The organism is Humidesulfovibrio idahonensis (genome assembly GCF_054657715.1).
Map to the genome: position 1 here is coordinate 2,035,001 of NZ_BAAHYE010000003.1, position 16,179 is coordinate 2,051,179.

Here is a 16,179-nt window from a genome sequence, read left to right on the forward strand (position 1 = left end):
CGTTCATGAACCGAAGTGCTTTCCCCGCGCGCCCCATTCTCATTGTGGACGACGAACGCGCCGCCCTGGACGGGTTCGAGATCGCCCTCGTCTCATCCGGCTACACCAACATCGTGGCCATGGACGACAGCCGCAAGGTCATGCCGTTTCTGGCCCAGCACGAGGCCGAGCTCATCCTTTTGGACCTCATCATGCCCTACGTGAGCGGCGCGGAGCTTCTTGAGGAGATTCGCCGCGGCCACCCGGAGGTGCCCATACTCATCATCACCGCGGTGAACGACATCGAGTCCGTGGTGGACTGCATACGCCACGGGGCCAACGACTACATCCTCAAGCCGGTGGACAAGGACCACCTGCAGAACCGGGTGCGCAAGGCCCTGGAGATGCGCGAGCTGGAGCGCGAAAACGCTCTTCTGAGCAAATCGCTCTTGGAGGGCGGGGTGCGCCGTCCCGAGGTCTTCGCCGACATCGTCACCCAGGACGCGAAGATGCTCGGCATCTTCAAGTACTGCGAGGCCGTGGCGCCAAGCACCAAGCCCATCCTGATAACCGGGGAGACCGGCACGGGAAAGGAGCTTGTGGCCAGGGCCATCCATCAGCTCAGCGGACGCAAGGGCGAGTTCGTTGGGGTCAACATCGCGGCCTTCGACGATCCCGTGTTCGCCGACACGCTTTTCGGGCATGTGCGCGGAGCCTTCACCGGCGCGGACAGCACGCGGCCCGGCCTGGTGGAGAAGGCGGCGGGCGGCACGCTGTTTCTGGACGAGATAGGCGACCTGCCCGCGCTGTCGCAGGTCAAGCTTTTGCGCCTGCTGCAGGAGAAGGAATACTTCCCCGTCGGCTCGGACTCGATGAAGAAGGCCAATGTGCGCATCGTGGCCTCGACGCTCAAGAATCTTGTCGAGCTGCGGCGCAAGGGGCTTTTCCGCGACGACTTGTACTATCGGCTCGTCACCCACCAGATACACATTCCGCCGCTGCGGGAGCGCCCGGCGGACATCGCCTGGCTGCTCGACCATTTTCTCGACACGGACGCCAAGGAGCTTTCGCGCAAGCGGCCCTCGTACCACCCGGAGCTGATCAACCTGCTGAAGACCTATCCGTTTCCGGGCAATGTCCGCGAACTGCGCGGCATGGTCTCGGACGCACTCATGAACCACACCACGCACATGCTGTCGTCGGCGTCGTTCCGGAACTACATCGTCCAGGAGGGCGGCGAGGACTGCCGGCGCGAGGAGCAGCGTCCGGCCAGCGCCCTCGACAATTTGGAATTCAGCGCGGACAACCTGCCGCAGTTGAAGGTGGCCATTCAAAAAGTCTCGTCTCTTCTTGTGCGGACGGCCTTGCAGGTGTCCGGGGGCAACCAGACCGTCGCGGCCAGCCTGCTCGGAATCTCGCAGCAGGCGCTGAGCTCGAAACTGAAGAAGCTGAGCCGCAAGGGAGCCGAAGCGCGCCCGGTTTCGTAGGCTGCCGCGGCGCGGCCGCAACCTGGGCCTGAGCCAGCCCTGGCGCGGCAGTCGGCTTTCGCTCCGCCGCCAGGGACGGCGCGCCGCTCCGCCAGGTTGTCGGGTCGGGTGCATGAATTGGCTGCGGGCCTCCAGGCCATATTTTCTCCTCCGCGGTCTGCACCGCCGCCTCACGTGCTGGTTCTCTTCCTCCAGCGCCAACCTCCGGCGTTTCTTGACCACCGGCGTGTTTCGGTTCATGAAGCGGCATGGAGCCGCGGATTGAAGCCGTGGCGGAGCAGGGCTGTTGCGATGCCGGCGGCCGGAGCAATGACGGGCCATTGCCGACACCCTTGCGATCTTTCTTGCAGGCCTTTCCCCAGGAGCGCGCTTTGAATCGGTCAGGCATCGGAATCTACTGGCTCATCGGTCTTTCCGGGTCCGGCAAAACGACCCTCAGCCTCGCGGTTGCGGAGCGTCTTGCCGCCGCCGGGCGCAGCTGCCTCGTCCTGGACGGAGATCAGATGCGGGCGGGGCTCTGCGCCGACCGGGGCTACAGCGCCGAGGACCGGCACGAGAACATCCGCCGCGCCGCGGAAGTGGCCCGGCTTGCGGCCATGCAAAACCACATCTGCCTGTGCGCGTTCATCACGCCCTATGACGACTGCGCGTGCAACTGCGCGAGCGCCTGGGTGGCCTGTACCACGAGATTTATCTCCGCTGACCCCTCGCCGTCTGCATCGAGCGCGACCCCAAGCACAACTACCGCAAGGCCAGGCAAGGCGGCCTGCCGGGCTACACCGGCGTGGACACGTGGCAGGGCAACCTGGGCGTGCGCGGCATGTACGACATGGGCGCCTTCAAGCCTTACGTCGGCGTGACCTACATGCAGGACTTCATCAAGTCTGGCAGCAATACCGACATGTGGGGCACTGATTTTGACCTCGGCTTCAACTACAGCATCAACAACAGCTTCCAGCTGGGTCTGACCGGTACCCACGGTATTCGCGAGAACCTGGACAAGGTTGGCGGCATGCTTACTCTCCGCTACGACTTCTAAGAAGACGCGATGCTTCGGCATCAATTAGAGAGGGGGGCGACCCCTCTTTTTTTGGGCCTCCAGATCGGGTCGGGGCCAGCCGGCTGCACTGACCCGATCGCTCTTCCTCGCATTGCCCCAACCTGCCACTGCCGCTGGTCCATGCTGCTGCCCAACTGTTGCCCATTCTGATCATTGATTGACTCGCAGGTGCTCGTGAGGGCCGACGCCGTCCATTGCAGCGACGTCGCCTCTTCTTGCTTTCTTCCGGCAAACCGGCTGTCGATATTGGCGGATGCTGCCGCACCCTGCAAAGCCTTGTGTGTTGTTCTCCACGAGCCTCCTGTCTGCTGCCGCACCACGATGAACCACGATTGTGTATCGGCAAACAATACCTCGCCATAGATGTAGGCGATTAACTTGCACTGAATTGCAACCCAGGGTAGTGCTTCACTCGCCTTGTTGTATCGCATGCTGCAAGAGCTGATGCACACAACGCATATCGATTAATTTGTATGCACAGGGAGGGCATGGTGGGGCTTGAGCTTGAGACCTGCGAGGGCGATGGGTTTCTGCGCATCAATGTGTCCGGAGAATTCCCACTGCGGATTCCCGAGGCCATCGACACGTACGCCCGGTTTTCCGCAGTGGCCTCCACTTCAAGCCATTCCCGTTTCCTTATCGATGTGCGCGCTGCCAGCAACCGCATGAGCATCCCGGCCATCTTCGAGTACATCACCCTGGCCTACCCGGACAAGCCGGACCACAGCCGCACCGCCGTCATCGAGCTTCCGGAGCACTTTGTGGGAGCGCGGTTCTTCGAGAACCTGGCCCAGAGTCGGGGGCGCATCTTCCGCCTGTTCCAGGATGAGGATGAAGCCCTGGTGTGGCTGCTCTCCGAGAATTCCTAGGCAACGACCAAGCTTCCGTCCTGCGCGACGATGCCTGTTCCGCCAGACCGCGGCCCTGCTCCTGGCCCCGCGGCTTTATGCGCCTTGCGCCAGGTCGGCTGGTGCGATAACTTCTGCACGTATCGTGGTGCGTCTTCGCGGCCCGTTCCAAGCTGCCGCTCGAAGTGGGGGATATGGCGAAAACGATCAGCGTCGAGATCCGCGAGGCCGAGGGCTATTTGCGCGTGACGCTTTCTGGCGATTTTCCGCAGCACCTGCCGGATGCCGTTGACATGCACGCACGCCTGCATGTTCTGTCGCGCGGGTCCGGGCATACTCGGTATCTGGTCGATATCAGGGGCATAGGACAGCGGCTCGGCATTCCTGCTGCTTTCGAATACGCGAGCCTCGCCTTTCCCGAGGAGCCGGAAGCGGTGCGCACCGCTGTTGTCGATCTGCCTGAGCATTTGGTGGCAGGGCGCTTCTTCGAAAGCCTGATGCAAAGCCGGGGACGGAGCTTCCGCTTGTTCACCGACGAGTCCGAGGCCTTGGACTGGCTGCTGTCGGGCAGCTAGCGCAGCGTCCGGGCCTGCCTTCAGACCGCTTTTCTCACCCATGCATCGTTTTGCGCCTATGCCGAAAGGGCGCGCAGCCGTCTTGCCGCACCCCGCGCCGCATGCGTCCTTCCATGTTTGCCAAGTTGGACACGCCTCACGGCTGAACCGTCGCCTTGCGCACCGCCGCCGCTCTCGCGCCGGTCGTGCGTTTTCACTTCCGCGCCTAGCAGGAGCAGCTCATGCGGCCAAAGGGCGTGGCGAACTGCGCCACAAAGGGCTCGGCGTTCAACGCCCAGGTGGTGCGCGGCAGCACGGTCCAGGCTTGGGTGGGCCGGTTGCGTATGCGCGTGGCTTCGGCGTCGAACTCAAGCTGCATGGGCACGATCTCGTGGTCTCCGTCGCCGCAGAGGCTGTCGCGCAATTCCGGGCTGAAGGTCTGGGTGCGGCCGTCCGCGCTTCTGGCGACGACCCGCGAAAGGTTGGTGCTCACGCGCTTCACGGATCCGTCGGGCCAGAAGGCCAGGGAGTTCCGGTCGCCGCTGATGCCCACGGCGTCCAGGTCATAAGCCTGAATGCGCCCGGCCGGGGTCTGCACGGGCTGCGGCTTGGCCGGCTCCAGCGACCGCAGGCCGCCATCCTGGCGGAAGGCCACGCCCACCCGCGCGGTGAGGGGTCCCAGGGGCGTGGGCACGCTCAAGGTGTCGCCGGGCCACAGGGTCAGGCTCAGCAGGTTCCCGGCGGGATCGAAATACAGGCAGATGATGCGCTTTTCGAGCATGCCCAGGGGGGTGGCGAAGCGCACCGGCTCGGCCAGGCGGCCCTCGTCGTCCTGGGTCCAGTAGCCGGAGAGCTTGCCGTTCAAGGGAAAGGCGCGGCACAGCGAGCCGTCGGGGTGAAAGGTCGCGAGCTCCACCTTGAGCGGGCCGGCGGGTGTGTTGATGACCGTGGGCCGCTCCAGGGGCAGGGCGCGCAGCGCGCCCGTGGGATGGAAGGACACGGCCTGCACGGTGCGGCGGCGCAGGTCGTCGGTGGTGAATTGTGGAATAAGGGGGCCGTAGGGCGTTTCAAGAAGGGTCTCGGCCGCGGGCGTGCAGGACATGACGCCGCCGTCGGCGAAGTGCTCCACGTAGCCAGCGCTGGCAATGGCGCCGTAGCGCGTGGCCACGGCTTCCGGCGTGCTCAAGCGGACCGACGTGCTCAAAATCTCCGGCTTGTTCGGCGTGTTCATGGGCCTCCCCTGGTTTGACGGGGAGGCAGCAAGAACAGGGCCAGGAAGTGAGAACAGTGATTCCAACAGGTTGCGTCCGCAATCGTCTCTGCTTCTACAGAAAACGGCGACAAAAACGCAGGTGGAGCTACGTTTTTGTCGCCGGACTTGATCGTGAGACGTCGGCTGAACGGATCGGCCGCGTTGCTGCGGGCTACAGGGCCTTGCCCAGCAGGGGCAGCCGGCGCAGCACAAAGTGCGCCAGCGGGAAGGTGATGACGATGCCCAGCACCGAGACGATCAGGAACTGGGGCATGGCGCCCAGGCCGGAGTCCGCCAGGGCGTACTGGATGAGCGTCACCACGGGCACGTGGAAGATGTAGACCGCGAAGGAGCTGTCGGACAGGGCCTTGGCGAACTTCGACTGGCTGGGGAAGCGCTCCCGCGTGAGGGTGAGCAGGCCGGCGCAGAAGGCCACGCAGAGCACGCTCTCCCACAGGGCGCGGTTGGCCGCGGCAATGCTCAATCCGCCGATCCAGATGGGGATGTTGACCCCGAGCCCCCGCGACATCCACATGGCCACGCAGGCCAGGCCGACGCCCAGCCAGATCCAGCCGACGCGGGCGGGAAAGCGCTGGAACCAGTTGCGGCGCGCGGCAACTATGCCCAGGGTGAACATGGTGACATACTGCGGCACGTGGGCGAACTCGATCTCCCAAATGGCCAGCAGCACCTTCCAGTCGTCCACGCTCTTCCAGATGCGGATGAGAAACGTTGTGACGAAGAGCCAGAGCACCAGGCCGATGAGCGCCATGTGCGCCGTGGCGGGAGCGATGGGCTCCGTGGGCGTGACAGCGGGCTTGGTGTCGCGGTTGCCCATGAAGGCGCGGTACAGGGCGTACAGGCAGCCGTAGATGAACAGGTTCTGGATGAACCAGAGGTGCACGAATTCGAGGTGGATGCCGGGATCGCCGGGCCAGCCCAGGGGCCGGTCGAGGATGCCCAGATAGGCCCCGGTGTAGAAGCTCCAGTAGCCGCACTCCGGCAGGTGTTTGAAGAGCACCTCGTGGAAGTAGATGAACACCGGGGTGATGCCCAGCACCATGACCACGATGGGCACGCCGAAGCGCCACAGCCTGTCGAGGGCGAAGCGCAGCGGGCCTTTGCGGTCGAGGCTGCCGGGATGGAAGTAGCCGGCCATGAGGAAGAACAGGCCCATGAAGAAGGCCTCGTTGACGCCGAAGAACAAAAAGATCCAGTTGGAGCGCAGGGGCGACTGGAACAGCCACCAGCCGTCGCTGCCATAGGGCTGGCCCGCGTGGTGCGCCACCACCAGCATGGAGAGGAAGATGCGCACATTATCGATGTAGGCCAGACGCGGTTTCTGCGGGGCGCTCACGGCATTGCTCCTGTGGTCTGCTCTAATCCTGCACGGCGATGCCGCCCTCGCGCAGGATGGAGAAGGCGATGTGGTTGTATTCCTTGTTGAAGTGGTGCCCGCCAGGGAGCACAAGGCTCTTGGCGTTGGGCGCCTGGTAGTTCTGGCACAGGGTGCCTTCCTCCTCGCTGCCGCAAACCATCAGCACCGGCACCTTGGAGAGTTTGGCCATCTCCGGCACCATGGGCGCGCCCTCGGGCACGTTTTCGGTGGTCAGCCAGTTGGAGAGGTGGAACTCGAAGTCCGCATGGGTGCCGGGGCCGAGCATGGCCACCACGGCCAGGCGCGACTTGGCGGCCTCGCTCATGCGGCCGCACATGAAGGGCATGATGTCCGCGCCGATGGAGTAGCCCACCACGATGTACCGGTCCGCGTTCCACTTGGCCGCGTAGTGGGTCAGGGTGCGCTCCAGGTCGTGGGCCATTTCCTCGGGCGTGCGCGCGGTCCAGAAATACTTGAGCGAATTGAGCCCGATGACCGAGACGCCATGCTGGGCCATGATCTCGCCGATCTGCTGGTCGATGCCCGCCCAGCCGCCGTCGCCCGTCACGATGACGGCGATGGTCTTGCCGGGGTGCGCGGCCGGAACCTCCACCAGGGGCAGGTCGTCCACGCCCTGGGCGTTGGCCGCGGGCTTGGGCGCGGCGCTGGCCGGGGCCACGGCGTTCAGGGCCTCGTGGAAGGCGGCGCGCCAGATCTTGGGATCAACGACGTTCTGGTCCGCGCCGTCCAGGGCGTGCACGCTGGCGCCGGGCACCTGGCTGGCGAAGGAACCGGCCTCGGCCAGGCTGAAGCGCTGGTCGTTCTTGCCCTGCAACAGCACCAGCTTGCCCTGGGGCTTGGCCACGGGCTGGAAGATCACGCCGCCTTCGGAGCCTTGGGCCGCGTCGAACTTGAGGCCGTTGGCCGCGCAAAAGGGCTTGCCGATGCCAAGCCGGGGCGAAAAGCCGAGGGTGACGGCCCCGGCGAAGGTTTCCTTGGGGGCCTGGGCAAAGGTGGCGTAGGCCACGGCCGCGCCCTCGCCGAAACCGGCCAGCACGGGCTGGTGGTAGCCCTTGAAGCCCAGGGTCTTCTGCACGATCTTGCTGAGGCCCTCGAACTCCCAGGCCTGGTAGAAGCAGCCGTCGGCCTTGGCCCGCAGAGGGTTCAGCAGCCGGGCGGTGTCTATGCCCACAACCGTGGCGTCCATGTCGGCGATGGTGCGCGCGGCCTTGTCCATGCGCGCGTCCCAGGCGCCCTCTGAAAGCAGCAGCACGGCGCGGCCGGGCTCGGTGGTGTTGCGGTAGATGAGCACCTCGCCGAACACGCCGAACGTGAGCTTCTCCGGGGCCTTCTCCGTCTTGGCGCAGGCCGGGGTCGTCAGGCACAGGGCCAGAAGCAGCAAGGCGAGGCTGAGGGCTTGGATGGACCGTTTCATTTGGCTATGACTCCCCGCACGCCGCCTGAAACCAGGCTGGCGATGTTGGCCAGAACGCGCGGCGGAACCGTGCCGCCGGGGCTGGCCAGATATTTTGACTCCCAGACGGGGTCGAATTTGTCCTTGAAGCGCCGCAAACCCTGGAAGTTGTACAGCTGCCCGCCATAGCTGTAAAGCAGCGAGCCGAGCCGGGTCCAGGCCGGGGCCAGGGCGTGCTTCTCCAGGCCGGAGAACGGCGCCATGCCCAGGTTGAACCACTGGTAGCCCTGTTCGCGTCCCCAGAGCATGAGCATGATGTACAGGTATTCCATGACGCTCGGCGGGGCGTCGGGCGCGTAGCGCATGAGGTCGACGGAGAGCTCCTGGCGCACGCCGTTCATGCTGCCGCCTTCCCAAATGTTGGCAAAGGCCACGATGCGGCCCTCTTTGCGCACCAGGACCATGGGCGTTTGCAGCAGGTAGTCCTCGCTGAAGAAGCCCAGGGAGAACTTCTTTTCCCGCGCGTGCTTGGCCAAAAGCCAGGCGTCGGAAACGCGCCGAAGCTCCGGCAGCAGCGCGGGCACGGCCTCGGTTGGCGCGATCTCGAACACCGCGCCTTCCTTCTCCACCATGTTGCGGGTGTAGCGCAGGCCCTTGCGCGCCTGTCCCGCCAGGGAGAATTCCGGCAGGGGCACGCGCGCCTCCTCGCCGATCTTGATGAGCGAGAGGCCGAGGTCCAGGTACAGGGGCAGGTTCTCCTTGCCCGCCTGGTAGAACACGGTCCACCCGGCGTAGAGGTCCACCATCTCGCGGAAGCGCCAGGCCAGCTCGGCCCGGGCCGCGGGCGGGCCCACCGGATCGCCCATGGAGACCCAGCTGCGGCCGCAGATGCCGTACATGAGGAAGCCGTCGTTGGCCTTGCTGACCAGGAAGCTCTTGTCGCGCAGCAGGGCCAGGTAGGCCGGGGTTTCCGGCGCCTTGGCCACCAGGTCGCGCACAATCTCCATGTCGCCCTCGCAGGGGGGCACGTAGCGCGGCGTGGCCGAGCGCATGAGCCGGAGCGCGGCGATGAACAGCACCACGACAAGGGTGCCCACCGTGGCCCGCAGAAAGCGGCTGGCCTCGTCCTCGAAGGTGAAGATCCACCAGAGTTCGCCGTCCAGGGCGTTGTCGCCGTATGCCATGTAGCCCAGCAGCACGGAGCTGCCCAGGGCCACCATGATGGCGATGATCCAGCCCCTGGTGAAGCCCTCGGACAAGAGCGAGGCCTTGCGGTAGAAAAACTTGTGGCAGGGCAGAAGGGCCAAAAGCAGCACCGTGAGGAGCAGCGCCTCCTCGTAGTCCAGGCCCTTGAGCAGGCTGGCGATGATGCCCGCGAACAGCACGCAGGCGGTGACGAAGTAGGCGGCGTCGAGCCTTTTGTGCAGGCCGCGCGCCAGAATGAGCAGGCCCAGGCCGGCCAGGCTGCCCACGAAGTGCGAGAACTCGAGCACGCCCAGGGGCAAAAAGTCCTCCAGCCAGCGCAGGCGCGAATGCACCGAGGGCGTGGCGCCGGAGAACAGCAGCACCATGCCCGCCAGGAAGGTGAAGGCGGCCAGCACGCGCGGCACCACCACGGGAAACCACTGGATGAGGAACACCAGCACGTTTCTGGCGTGCTCCCGCGCGGCCAGGGTCTCGCGCACGGCCAGTATGGCCGAGGCGATGGCCAGGGGAATGAGGTAATAGACCACGCGGTAGGCCACCAGCGCGGCAAAGAGCGCAGGAGCGGGAATGCGCGGGGTGAGCAGGAAGAGCAGGCAGGATTCGAACACGCCGAGCCCGCCGGGCACCTGGCTCACCAGGCCGGCTATCTGCCCCAGGAGGAACGCGCCCAGCACCAGCGGAAAGTTCACGTTGGCCCAGGGCGGCAGCAGCGCGTACAGCACGGCCGCGGCCAGGGCCCAGTCCAGGGAGGCCACGCCCACCTGCAAGAGCGCGCTGCGGAACTGCGGCAGCAGAAGCGTCATTTTGCCTATGCGCCAGGGCGTCTCCTTGCGGGCGGCGGCGTACAGGTAGGCCACGGGCGCAATGAGCAGGATGAGCCCAAGGGGCCTGGTGGTGTGGAAGGGCAGGGTCACCCAGTCCGGCAGGGGCAGGGGTTTGACCGTGAAGATGATGCCGCCGATGGAGAACAGGCCCAGCCACAGGGTGAGGGTGGTGAAGACCACGATCTTGGCGATCTCTCCCGGGGTGAGCCCCCAGGAGGAGTACAGCCTGTAGCGCACGGAGCTGCCCGCCAGGGTGGAGAGGCCGATGGTGTTGCTGAAGGCGTTGCCCGCGAACGAGGCCAGCACGGGCCGGTAGGGCGCCAGGGGATGCTTGATGTAGGCCAGGGCCAGAATGTCGTAGCCCGCCAGCACGATGAAGTTCACCGCGGTGAGGCCGAAGGCGAGGAGGATGTCGCGGTCCGTCTCGCGCAGCAGGGTGTTCATGATCTCGTCAAGATCATACCCGGCGAGCTGGGCGTTGAGCGCCCAAATGGCCGCGGCCAAAAGCGCCAGGGCCAGGGCCGGGCCCATAAAGGGCTTCAGGCGGCCGAGCATGCGGCCTCCGGGTGTCCCGCGGGTGGGACTCCAAGCAGTTTGAGCGGCGTTTCGCGCATCATATCCGTCGGTTGGCTGTGTTTCCTGCCGTGTGGCAGGGTAATCAGGACAGGTAGCACGGGGGCTCAGGGGCCGTCAAATACAAGCAGGGCCTGCGCTCCGGTTCAAAGCGCCCAAGGCGCGGAGTGCGGCCCTTGGCGCCTTCTCGCTGATCCTGCCCAGGGCCCAGGTTCAGGCGAGCGTCTCAGCGGCTTTGCCCGACGATGCGCTGTGCGCTCCCGGTGAGCGCTCCGGGCCAGCGCTTCGGTCAGCGGTCAGGGGCGGCGGGTCTGGGCGCGGCTCCGGAGAAGATGGCCTGCCACAGGCGTTCAAAGGCGTGGCCGGTGTTCCGCTCGTCTTCGGCGTCGGCCAGCACAAGCTCCAGCGCCCGCTGATAGAACTCCAGGGGCCGCGCCAGAATGCGGTCGGCGCGCACCAGCATGTTGCCCGTGGGCGCGCGGGCGATGAATTCGCGCGGGGCCGGGGCCGCGAACAGGGCCTCGAAGGTCTGCGCCACGGGGATGTCTTTGCCCCAGCCCTTCCAGCGGCCCTCCTTCGCCGGGTCGGCCAGATCGTGCGGGCGGCCCAGGCCGTCGCAGCGCAGGCGGAACCAGACCAGCCCGGCAAAGGGCTGGTCCTTGGCGGCCAGCTCGCGCAGGCGCAGGCCCAGGTCGGCCGGGGTGGGCTTGGGCTCCTGCGGCGGCAGCAGGTGGGCGAAGGGATCGCCCTGCAGAAACGCCGTGTGGCGCGGCAGGCGGCCGTAATGGCCGATGATGTGCGTGAGGAAGGTGTGCGCCTCGCGGCCGATGTTCGGCAAGGCGGCCGTGCGCGCGCCGGGCGGCAGCTGGGCCGGGTCGAGCTGTGGCCCCTTGTTGTAGACCACGCAGGGCAGGCCGAGCCCGCATAGCCAGGAAACGTCCTCGCGGTAGCGCGCCACCACGAGCCCGATGTCCGGTTGCTCAGTCGTGGTCATGGCCTTGCTGTCCGTCGTCCTCGTCCTTGGCGAAGTGGCGGCCGCTGGACGTGTGCGCGTTGGGCCCGTAGTGCGGGTGCCCGTGCGGGCCGAACAGGTCGCCGCGCCCGCGCGAGGGCCCGATGGAGCCGGAGTCGTCGTCGTGGTCGCGGCTTGGCCGCACGCGCCGCTGGCTGCAGTCGATGAGATACGCGCGCAAAAACGTGGGGTAGGCGCCGGTGGAATAGGTGCCCGAACCGTAGCCCACGGCCTTGATGCTGCCCAGGGGCAGCGGACCGTACGTTTCGGCCAGGGTCTTGACCACGGCCAGACCCGTGGGCGTGGCCAGCTCCATGCCGGAGTCGGTGGCGAAGGTGCGCATGCCGCGCGCCAGCTCGGCCGAGGCCGGGGCGGGCACCGGGAAGCGCCCGTGGGAGAAGGTGACGAAGCCGGAGCCCAGGTTCACGGGCGAGGCCACGATGGTGTCCGCGCCGGTGGCGTGGGCCAGCAGGATGGAGCCCAGGGCGTCGACGATGGTGTCCACCGCGCCCACCTCATGGAAATGGATGTGCTCCAGCGACTCGCCATGCACTTTGGATTCGGCCTCGGCCAGCTTGAGGAGCGCGGCCAGGCCTTGCTCCTTCACGCGCTCGGGCAGGGGCGCGGCCATGATGATGTCCGTGAGGTCCTTCAAGTGGCGCAGGGGCTGGGGCTTCTCCTCCAGCACCTCCACCAGCCGGGTGCGGATGCCCTGGACCATCTGTTCGCCGATGCGCACGGAGACGCCTGGCAGGCCGAGGGAGGCCACGGCCTCGGTGAGCACGCGCCCGCCCTCCGGGGCCAGGTCGCTTAGGGCCGCCAGGAGCATGTCGCCGGAGACGCCGAGGGAGCATTCAAGATACAGAGTTTTCACAGAGGCTTATCCTTTTCGTGCGGCTTCGCACTGGGCGTTGATGACATGGGCCATGTAGCCCGCGCCGAAGCCGTTGTCGATGTTCACCACGGAGATGCCCGGGGCGCAGGAGTTGAGCATGGTCAAAAGGGCGGCCAAACCGCCGAAGCTTGCGCCATAGCCCACGCTGGTGGGCACGGCGATGACCGGGGCGGCCACGGCTCCGGCCACCACCGAGGGCAGCGCCCCGTCCATGCCCGCCACGGCCACCACGGCCTGGGCGTCCAGAAAATCGTCCAGCACGGACAGGAAGCGGTGGATGCCCGCCACGCCGCAGTCGTAGCGCCGCAGCACCACGCTGCCCAGGTGCTCGGCCGTGCGCGCGGCCTCCTCGGCCACGGGCAAGTCCGCCGTGCCCGCGCTCACCACCACCACCTTGCCCACGGGAGCCACGGGCCGGGTCTCCACGCTCAGCACGCGCGAGAGGGCGTCGTAGGCCACGCCCTCCATGCCGCGCACGGCCTCGTAGTGCTCGGCCCCGGCGCGGGTGCCCAGCACGCGGCCCGTGCGCCCGGCCAGCTCGCGGAAGATCGCCGCCACGTGCTCCGGGGTCTTGCCCTGGCAGAACACCACCTCGGCCTGGCCCTTGCGCAGCAGGCGCTCGTGGTCCAGCCGGGCGAACCCGGTTTCGGTGACGCTTTGACCCAGAAGCTGTCGCTTCAGTTCAGAGGCCGCAAGCCGGCCCTGACGGAACTCTTCCAGCAGACTATCGACGTTCACGTGCGTTCTCCCAGCGAAAAGTGAGCAAAGCCGATAAAATTCGCGCGCTCCTTGAGCCGCGGCAACTGGCCCTGGGCGAACATGAGCTGCGCCGGGCGCACCAGAAGCCGCACGCCGTCACCGCCGGTGCCCGGCACCAGCCGCGCCCGCAGGTCCTCAAGCCCCAGGTCCAGGGCGGCGCGCTCCATGCCCTCGATGGCCTTGAGCCGCGCGTAGGTCAGCTCCGCGTCCGTGGGCACCCGCGTGGCCAGGCAGGAGTTGGAGGGATCGTCGGCGTTGGGCAGGCCTATGGACCGCGCCAACTCGCGCACGCCGGCCTTGTCGATGCCGCAGGCGGCCAGGGGCGAAAGGGCGCGGGCCTCGGCCACGGCGCGGCGTCCCGGCCGGGCAGGATCGTCGTCCGCGTTGGTGCCCTCGGCCAGGCGGGCCTCGGGGCCAAGAAATTCCAGCGCCGCCTTGCGCACTTCCTCAAGCACCACCTGCTTGCACAAATAGCAGCGGTCCGGCGGATTGGCGCGCAGCCGGGCGTTGGGCAGCACGGCCACGTCGCGCGTGACCACCCGTGCGCCCGCCAGCCGCGCCAGTACCCCCGCGATGCGCTCCGCCCGCTGCCGCTCCAGGGCGCAGATGAATTCCGAGCGCACGGTGACGCCCAGGGCGCGCGGGCCCAGGGCCTTGGCCGCGGCCCACAGGGTCAGGGAGCTGTCCACCCCGCCGGAATAGGCCACGGCGACAGCGCCTTGGGCGCGGAAGAGATCAAGTAGGCTTTCAAGGCGTTGGTCCATGCGTCTCCTTGTGCTGCGAAGGCGGCCACGCGCCTGGGCACAGGCCGCGTGCCGGGGTTGCGGCCTGCTCCGCGCCGAGAGGAAAACAGCGGGCGGCGCGGCCGGATGTCATATAGGCCGGGTGCCCGCCTCTGCGCAAGGGCCTGCACAGGGGGTGGCCGGCAGGAGTATGGCGTCGCGCCGCCGCTCGGAGTCTTGTCGGCTGGGGCTGCCCTCGCCGCTGGCCGCTGCCGCTTGTGCTGGCGGCGCGCGTGGACAACAGCCCTGAAACGTGGTGTATGAACTGTGCCCGGCGCCATCGCCCGTGTTGGCAAAGAGGCTGGGCGCCGTCCCGTGGCGGCGGCAGGGAATGCCCGTTTGCGGATGGCGAAGCCGGACAACGGCACCGATGCGGATTGCCGGATGCCGGGCTTGCGTGACGCCGGCCCGCAAGGTCTGCGCGATGGCGAACCGTCGGCATCGTCATGCCGGGCCAGTCATGCCGGACTATTGGCCACGGAGAGCAAGCGGCGCGTGGAGCGGACATGAGAATTTGCGCAATCTCCATACGGATAGGATCCGCGCTGCGGGACATGGGGCACGAGGTACTCAACCTGTGGCCCAGCGAGACCCTGTTCGACCTCGAAGCCGCCCTGGCCGAGCGGTCCTTCACGCCGGAGCTCATCTTCCAGGAGGAAAGCCTGGGACCGCGCGTCATTCTGGGCGGCCTGGCCCGCTTCTCCTGCCCGAAAATATTCTGGTCGCTGGACACGCACCTCAACTGGCACTGGCAGCGCTTTTACTGCCGCCTGTTCGACGGCGTGCTGACCCCGCACATGGGCATACTGGAAAAGCAGCCGCGCCCGCCGGGGCAGGCCCTGGGCCGTATGGCCATGTTCGGGGCCGACCGCCCCTGGCGGCCCTTTGCCGAGCGCGGCCGCGACCTGGGCTTTGTGGGCCGCGTGACCGAAAGCCGCCCGGTGCGCGGCTGGCTGGTGCAGTTCTTGACGGAGCGTTATGGCGCGGCCATCGCCCAGGACCTGACCTTTCCGGAGATGCTGGATTTTTACTGCGCAACCCGCTTGGCCCCCAACGAGGCCCTGCTTTCCGAGGTCAACTTCCGGCTGGTGGAGGCCGCCTCCTGCGGGTGCCTCGTGCTCAGCCAGGACGTGGGGCCGGACCAGGACGCGCTGTTCGCGCGCGGGCGCGAGATCGAGACCTACGGGCATGTGCTGGAGCTGGAGTCCTTGCTGGACCACTACCTGGCCCGACCCGACGAGGCCGAGAGCCTGGGCCGCGCCGCCTGGGAGCGCGTGCAGCGCGAGCATCTGGTGGCGCACCGTTGCGCGGCCATGCTGGACTTCGCCTCCGGGCTTACCCACGCCGCGGCGCGCGGAGCGCAGGCCGAGACCGCCTACTGGCTCAGTCTGACGCATTTGCAGCGGGCCGGAATGTTCGCGGCCACGGCGCAGGGGCTTGGGCAGAACCTGGCAAGGCTGCCGCAAGCGCCGGAGGTTCTCGCCGCCCGGCTGACGCTGCTGGTCGAGAACGCCTCCGCCGGGTGCTCCGGGGAAGCCGCCCTGGCCCTGGCGCGTCAAATCCTGGCCGAAGGAGCCCACGCGGACCAGCTGGAGGTGAATCTGGCGGGCTCCATGGCCGCGCTCTTCTTGGACGACTGGAGCCTGGCGCGGCAATTTTGGCGCCGGCACGAGGCCGCGACAGGCCAAAAACCGGCGCCGCAGCCGGAAAGTCCGGCGAAGCTCTGTCTGCTGTGGGCCAAGGTGCTTACCGCCGCGGAACGTTTCGGCTCGGCCGGCTTTCCCTTCGACCCCGCCACGCGCCTGCCGCGCGCGGCCGTGGAATGCCTCTACCTGGCGCAGCGCCTGGACCCGGAGGACATCGAGACCACCCGGCGTCTGGCGGCGCAGACGGCCTCGCTGCGCGGGCACGACTTCACCCGCCTGGGGCAGCTGTCCACCCTGGCGCTGCATCGCCCCGGGGATTGGCGCACGGGCTTGCAGCTCGGCATGGCCGGGCTCAAGACCTATCGGCGCGAGGCCGGGCTGGAGGAGATTGTTCTGGCTTTGGGTCAGGCCCAGGCGCAGGGCAAGGTTGAAGGCTTCCTCGGCACCTTGGCCGCCCTTGATCCGGGGGGCGGCGTGCTTGCCGAGCTGCGCAAGCGCGGCGTGGCTTAG

General features: G+C 67.2%; 13 protein-coding genes and 2 pseudogenes. 7 read left to right on the forward strand and 8 right to left on the reverse strand.

All coding sequences use genetic code 11. The features are described from left to right. The first annotated feature begins 5 nt into the window (after nt 1-5). The 6 genes and pseudogenes from ACYQ4W_RS15450 (at nt 6) to ACYQ4W_RS15475 (ending at nt 3,949) form a co-directional block, all read left to right on the forward strand. Complete coding sequence (locus ACYQ4W_RS15450) at nt 6-1,466, forward strand: sigma-54-dependent transcriptional regulator (RefSeq protein ID WP_459858404.1); 1,461 nt, start codon at nt 6-8, stop codon at nt 1,464-1,466. Nucleotides 1,467-1,714: 248 nt separating this feature from the next. Continuing rightward, a pseudogene (locus ACYQ4W_RS15455) lies at nt 1,715-2,101 on the forward strand (adenylyl-sulfate kinase); the annotation flags it as partial. Between the two features lie 80 nt (nt 2,102-2,181). Then, a pseudogene (locus ACYQ4W_RS15460) lies at nt 2,182-2,247 on the forward strand (hypothetical protein); the annotation flags it as partial. 3 nt (nt 2,248-2,250) lie between these two features. Beyond that, nucleotides 2,251-2,505, forward strand: a complete 255-nt coding sequence (locus ACYQ4W_RS15465) for a hypothetical protein (RefSeq protein WP_459858407.1) — start codon at nt 2,251-2,253, stop codon at nt 2,503-2,505. A gap of 494 nt (nt 2,506-2,999) precedes the next feature. Then, complete coding sequence (locus ACYQ4W_RS15470; RefSeq protein ID WP_459858410.1) at nt 3,000-3,395, forward strand: hypothetical protein; 396 nt, start codon at nt 3,000-3,002, stop codon at nt 3,393-3,395. A gap of 173 nt (nt 3,396-3,568) precedes the next feature. Then, entirely contained in the window at nt 3,569-3,949 is a 381-nt protein-coding gene (locus ACYQ4W_RS15475) for a SpoIIAA family protein (RefSeq protein WP_459858412.1), read from the forward strand. Nucleotides 3,950-4,154: 205 nt separating this feature from the next. Here the strand turns inward: ACYQ4W_RS15475 and ACYQ4W_RS15480 are convergent, their stop codons facing one another. The 8 genes from ACYQ4W_RS15480 to larE all read right to left on the reverse strand — a co-directional run bounded on the left by ACYQ4W_RS15480 (nt 4,155) and on the right by larE (nt 14,005). Then, nucleotides 4,155-5,159, reverse strand: a complete 1,005-nt coding sequence (locus tag ACYQ4W_RS15480; protein ID WP_459858414.1) for a hypothetical protein — start codon at nt 5,157-5,159, stop codon at nt 4,155-4,157. Between the two features lie 193 nt (nt 5,160-5,352). Next, the gene (locus tag ACYQ4W_RS15485; RefSeq protein ID WP_459858417.1) at nt 5,353-6,537 is read right to left on the reverse strand and encodes an acyltransferase family protein; all 1,185 of its coding nucleotides are present in this window, start codon (nt 6,535-6,537) and stop codon (nt 5,353-5,355) included. 22 nt (nt 6,538-6,559) lie between these two features. Next, nucleotides 6,560-7,993, reverse strand: a complete 1,434-nt coding sequence (locus ACYQ4W_RS15490; RefSeq protein WP_459858419.1) for a virulence factor family protein — start codon at nt 7,991-7,993, stop codon at nt 6,560-6,562. Next, a complete protein-coding gene (mprF, locus tag ACYQ4W_RS15495; RefSeq protein WP_459858421.1) occupies nt 7,990-10,557 on the reverse strand; it encodes a bifunctional lysylphosphatidylglycerol flippase/synthetase MprF in 2,568 nt (855 codons plus the stop codon). The genes ACYQ4W_RS15490 and mprF overlap by 4 nt, the downstream gene beginning before the upstream one ends. A 307-nt stretch (nt 10,558-10,864) precedes the next feature. Then, on the reverse strand, nt 10,865-11,569 hold the full coding sequence (locus ACYQ4W_RS15500) for a DUF3431 domain-containing protein (protein WP_459858424.1): 705 nt from the start codon (nt 11,567-11,569) through the stop codon (nt 10,865-10,867). Then, nucleotides 11,556-12,461, reverse strand: a complete 906-nt coding sequence (larC, locus tag ACYQ4W_RS15505) for a nickel pincer cofactor biosynthesis protein LarC (RefSeq protein ID WP_459858426.1) — start codon at nt 12,459-12,461, stop codon at nt 11,556-11,558. Before larC ends, ACYQ4W_RS15500 begins: the two co-directional genes overlap by 14 nt. A 6-nt stretch (nt 12,462-12,467) precedes the next feature. After that, complete coding sequence (gene larB / locus ACYQ4W_RS15510; protein WP_459858429.1) at nt 12,468-13,220, reverse strand: nickel pincer cofactor biosynthesis protein LarB; 753 nt, start codon at nt 13,218-13,220, stop codon at nt 12,468-12,470. Continuing rightward, entirely contained in the window at nt 13,217-14,005 is a 789-nt protein-coding gene (gene larE / locus ACYQ4W_RS15515; RefSeq protein ID WP_459858431.1) for an ATP-dependent sacrificial sulfur transferase LarE, read from the reverse strand. The genes larB and larE overlap by 4 nt, the downstream gene beginning before the upstream one ends. Before the next feature lie 524 nt (nt 14,006-14,529). Between larE and ACYQ4W_RS15520 the strand changes: the two genes are divergently transcribed. After that, a complete protein-coding gene (locus ACYQ4W_RS15520; RefSeq protein WP_459858434.1) occupies nt 14,530-16,179 on the forward strand; it encodes a glycosyltransferase family protein in 1,650 nt (549 codons plus the stop codon).

Excerpts from the sequence above, each read along its gene's own strand:
- larE (WP_459858431.1), bottom strand. The coding sequence starts at position 14,005 with ATGGACCAACGCCTTGAAAGCCTACTTGATCTCTTCCGCGCCCAAGGC.
- ACYQ4W_RS15520 (WP_459858434.1), top strand. The coding sequence starts at position 14,530 with ATGAGAATTTGCGCAATCTCCATACGGATAGGATCCGCGCTGCGGGAC.
- ACYQ4W_RS15490 (WP_459858419.1), bottom strand. The coding sequence starts at position 7,993 with ATGAAACGGTCCATCCAAGCCCTCAGCCTCGCCTTGCTGCTTCTGGCC.
- ACYQ4W_RS15470 (WP_459858410.1), top strand. The coding sequence starts at position 3,000 with ATGCACAGGGAGGGCATGGTGGGGCTTGAGCTTGAGACCTGCGAGGGC.
- mprF (WP_459858421.1), bottom strand. The coding sequence starts at position 10,557 with ATGCTCGGCCGCCTGAAGCCCTTTATGGGCCCGGCCCTGGCCCTGGCG.
- ACYQ4W_RS15480 (WP_459858414.1), bottom strand. The coding sequence starts at position 5,159 with ATGAACACGCCGAACAAGCCGGAGATTTTGAGCACGTCGGTCCGCTTG.
- ACYQ4W_RS15450 (WP_459858404.1), top strand. The coding sequence starts at position 6 with ATGAACCGAAGTGCTTTCCCCGCGCGCCCCATTCTCATTGTGGACGAC.
- ACYQ4W_RS15500 (WP_459858424.1), bottom strand. The coding sequence starts at position 11,569 with ATGACCACGACTGAGCAACCGGACATCGGGCTCGTGGTGGCGCGCTAC.
- ACYQ4W_RS15475 (WP_459858412.1), top strand. The coding sequence starts at position 3,569 with ATGGCGAAAACGATCAGCGTCGAGATCCGCGAGGCCGAGGGCTATTTG.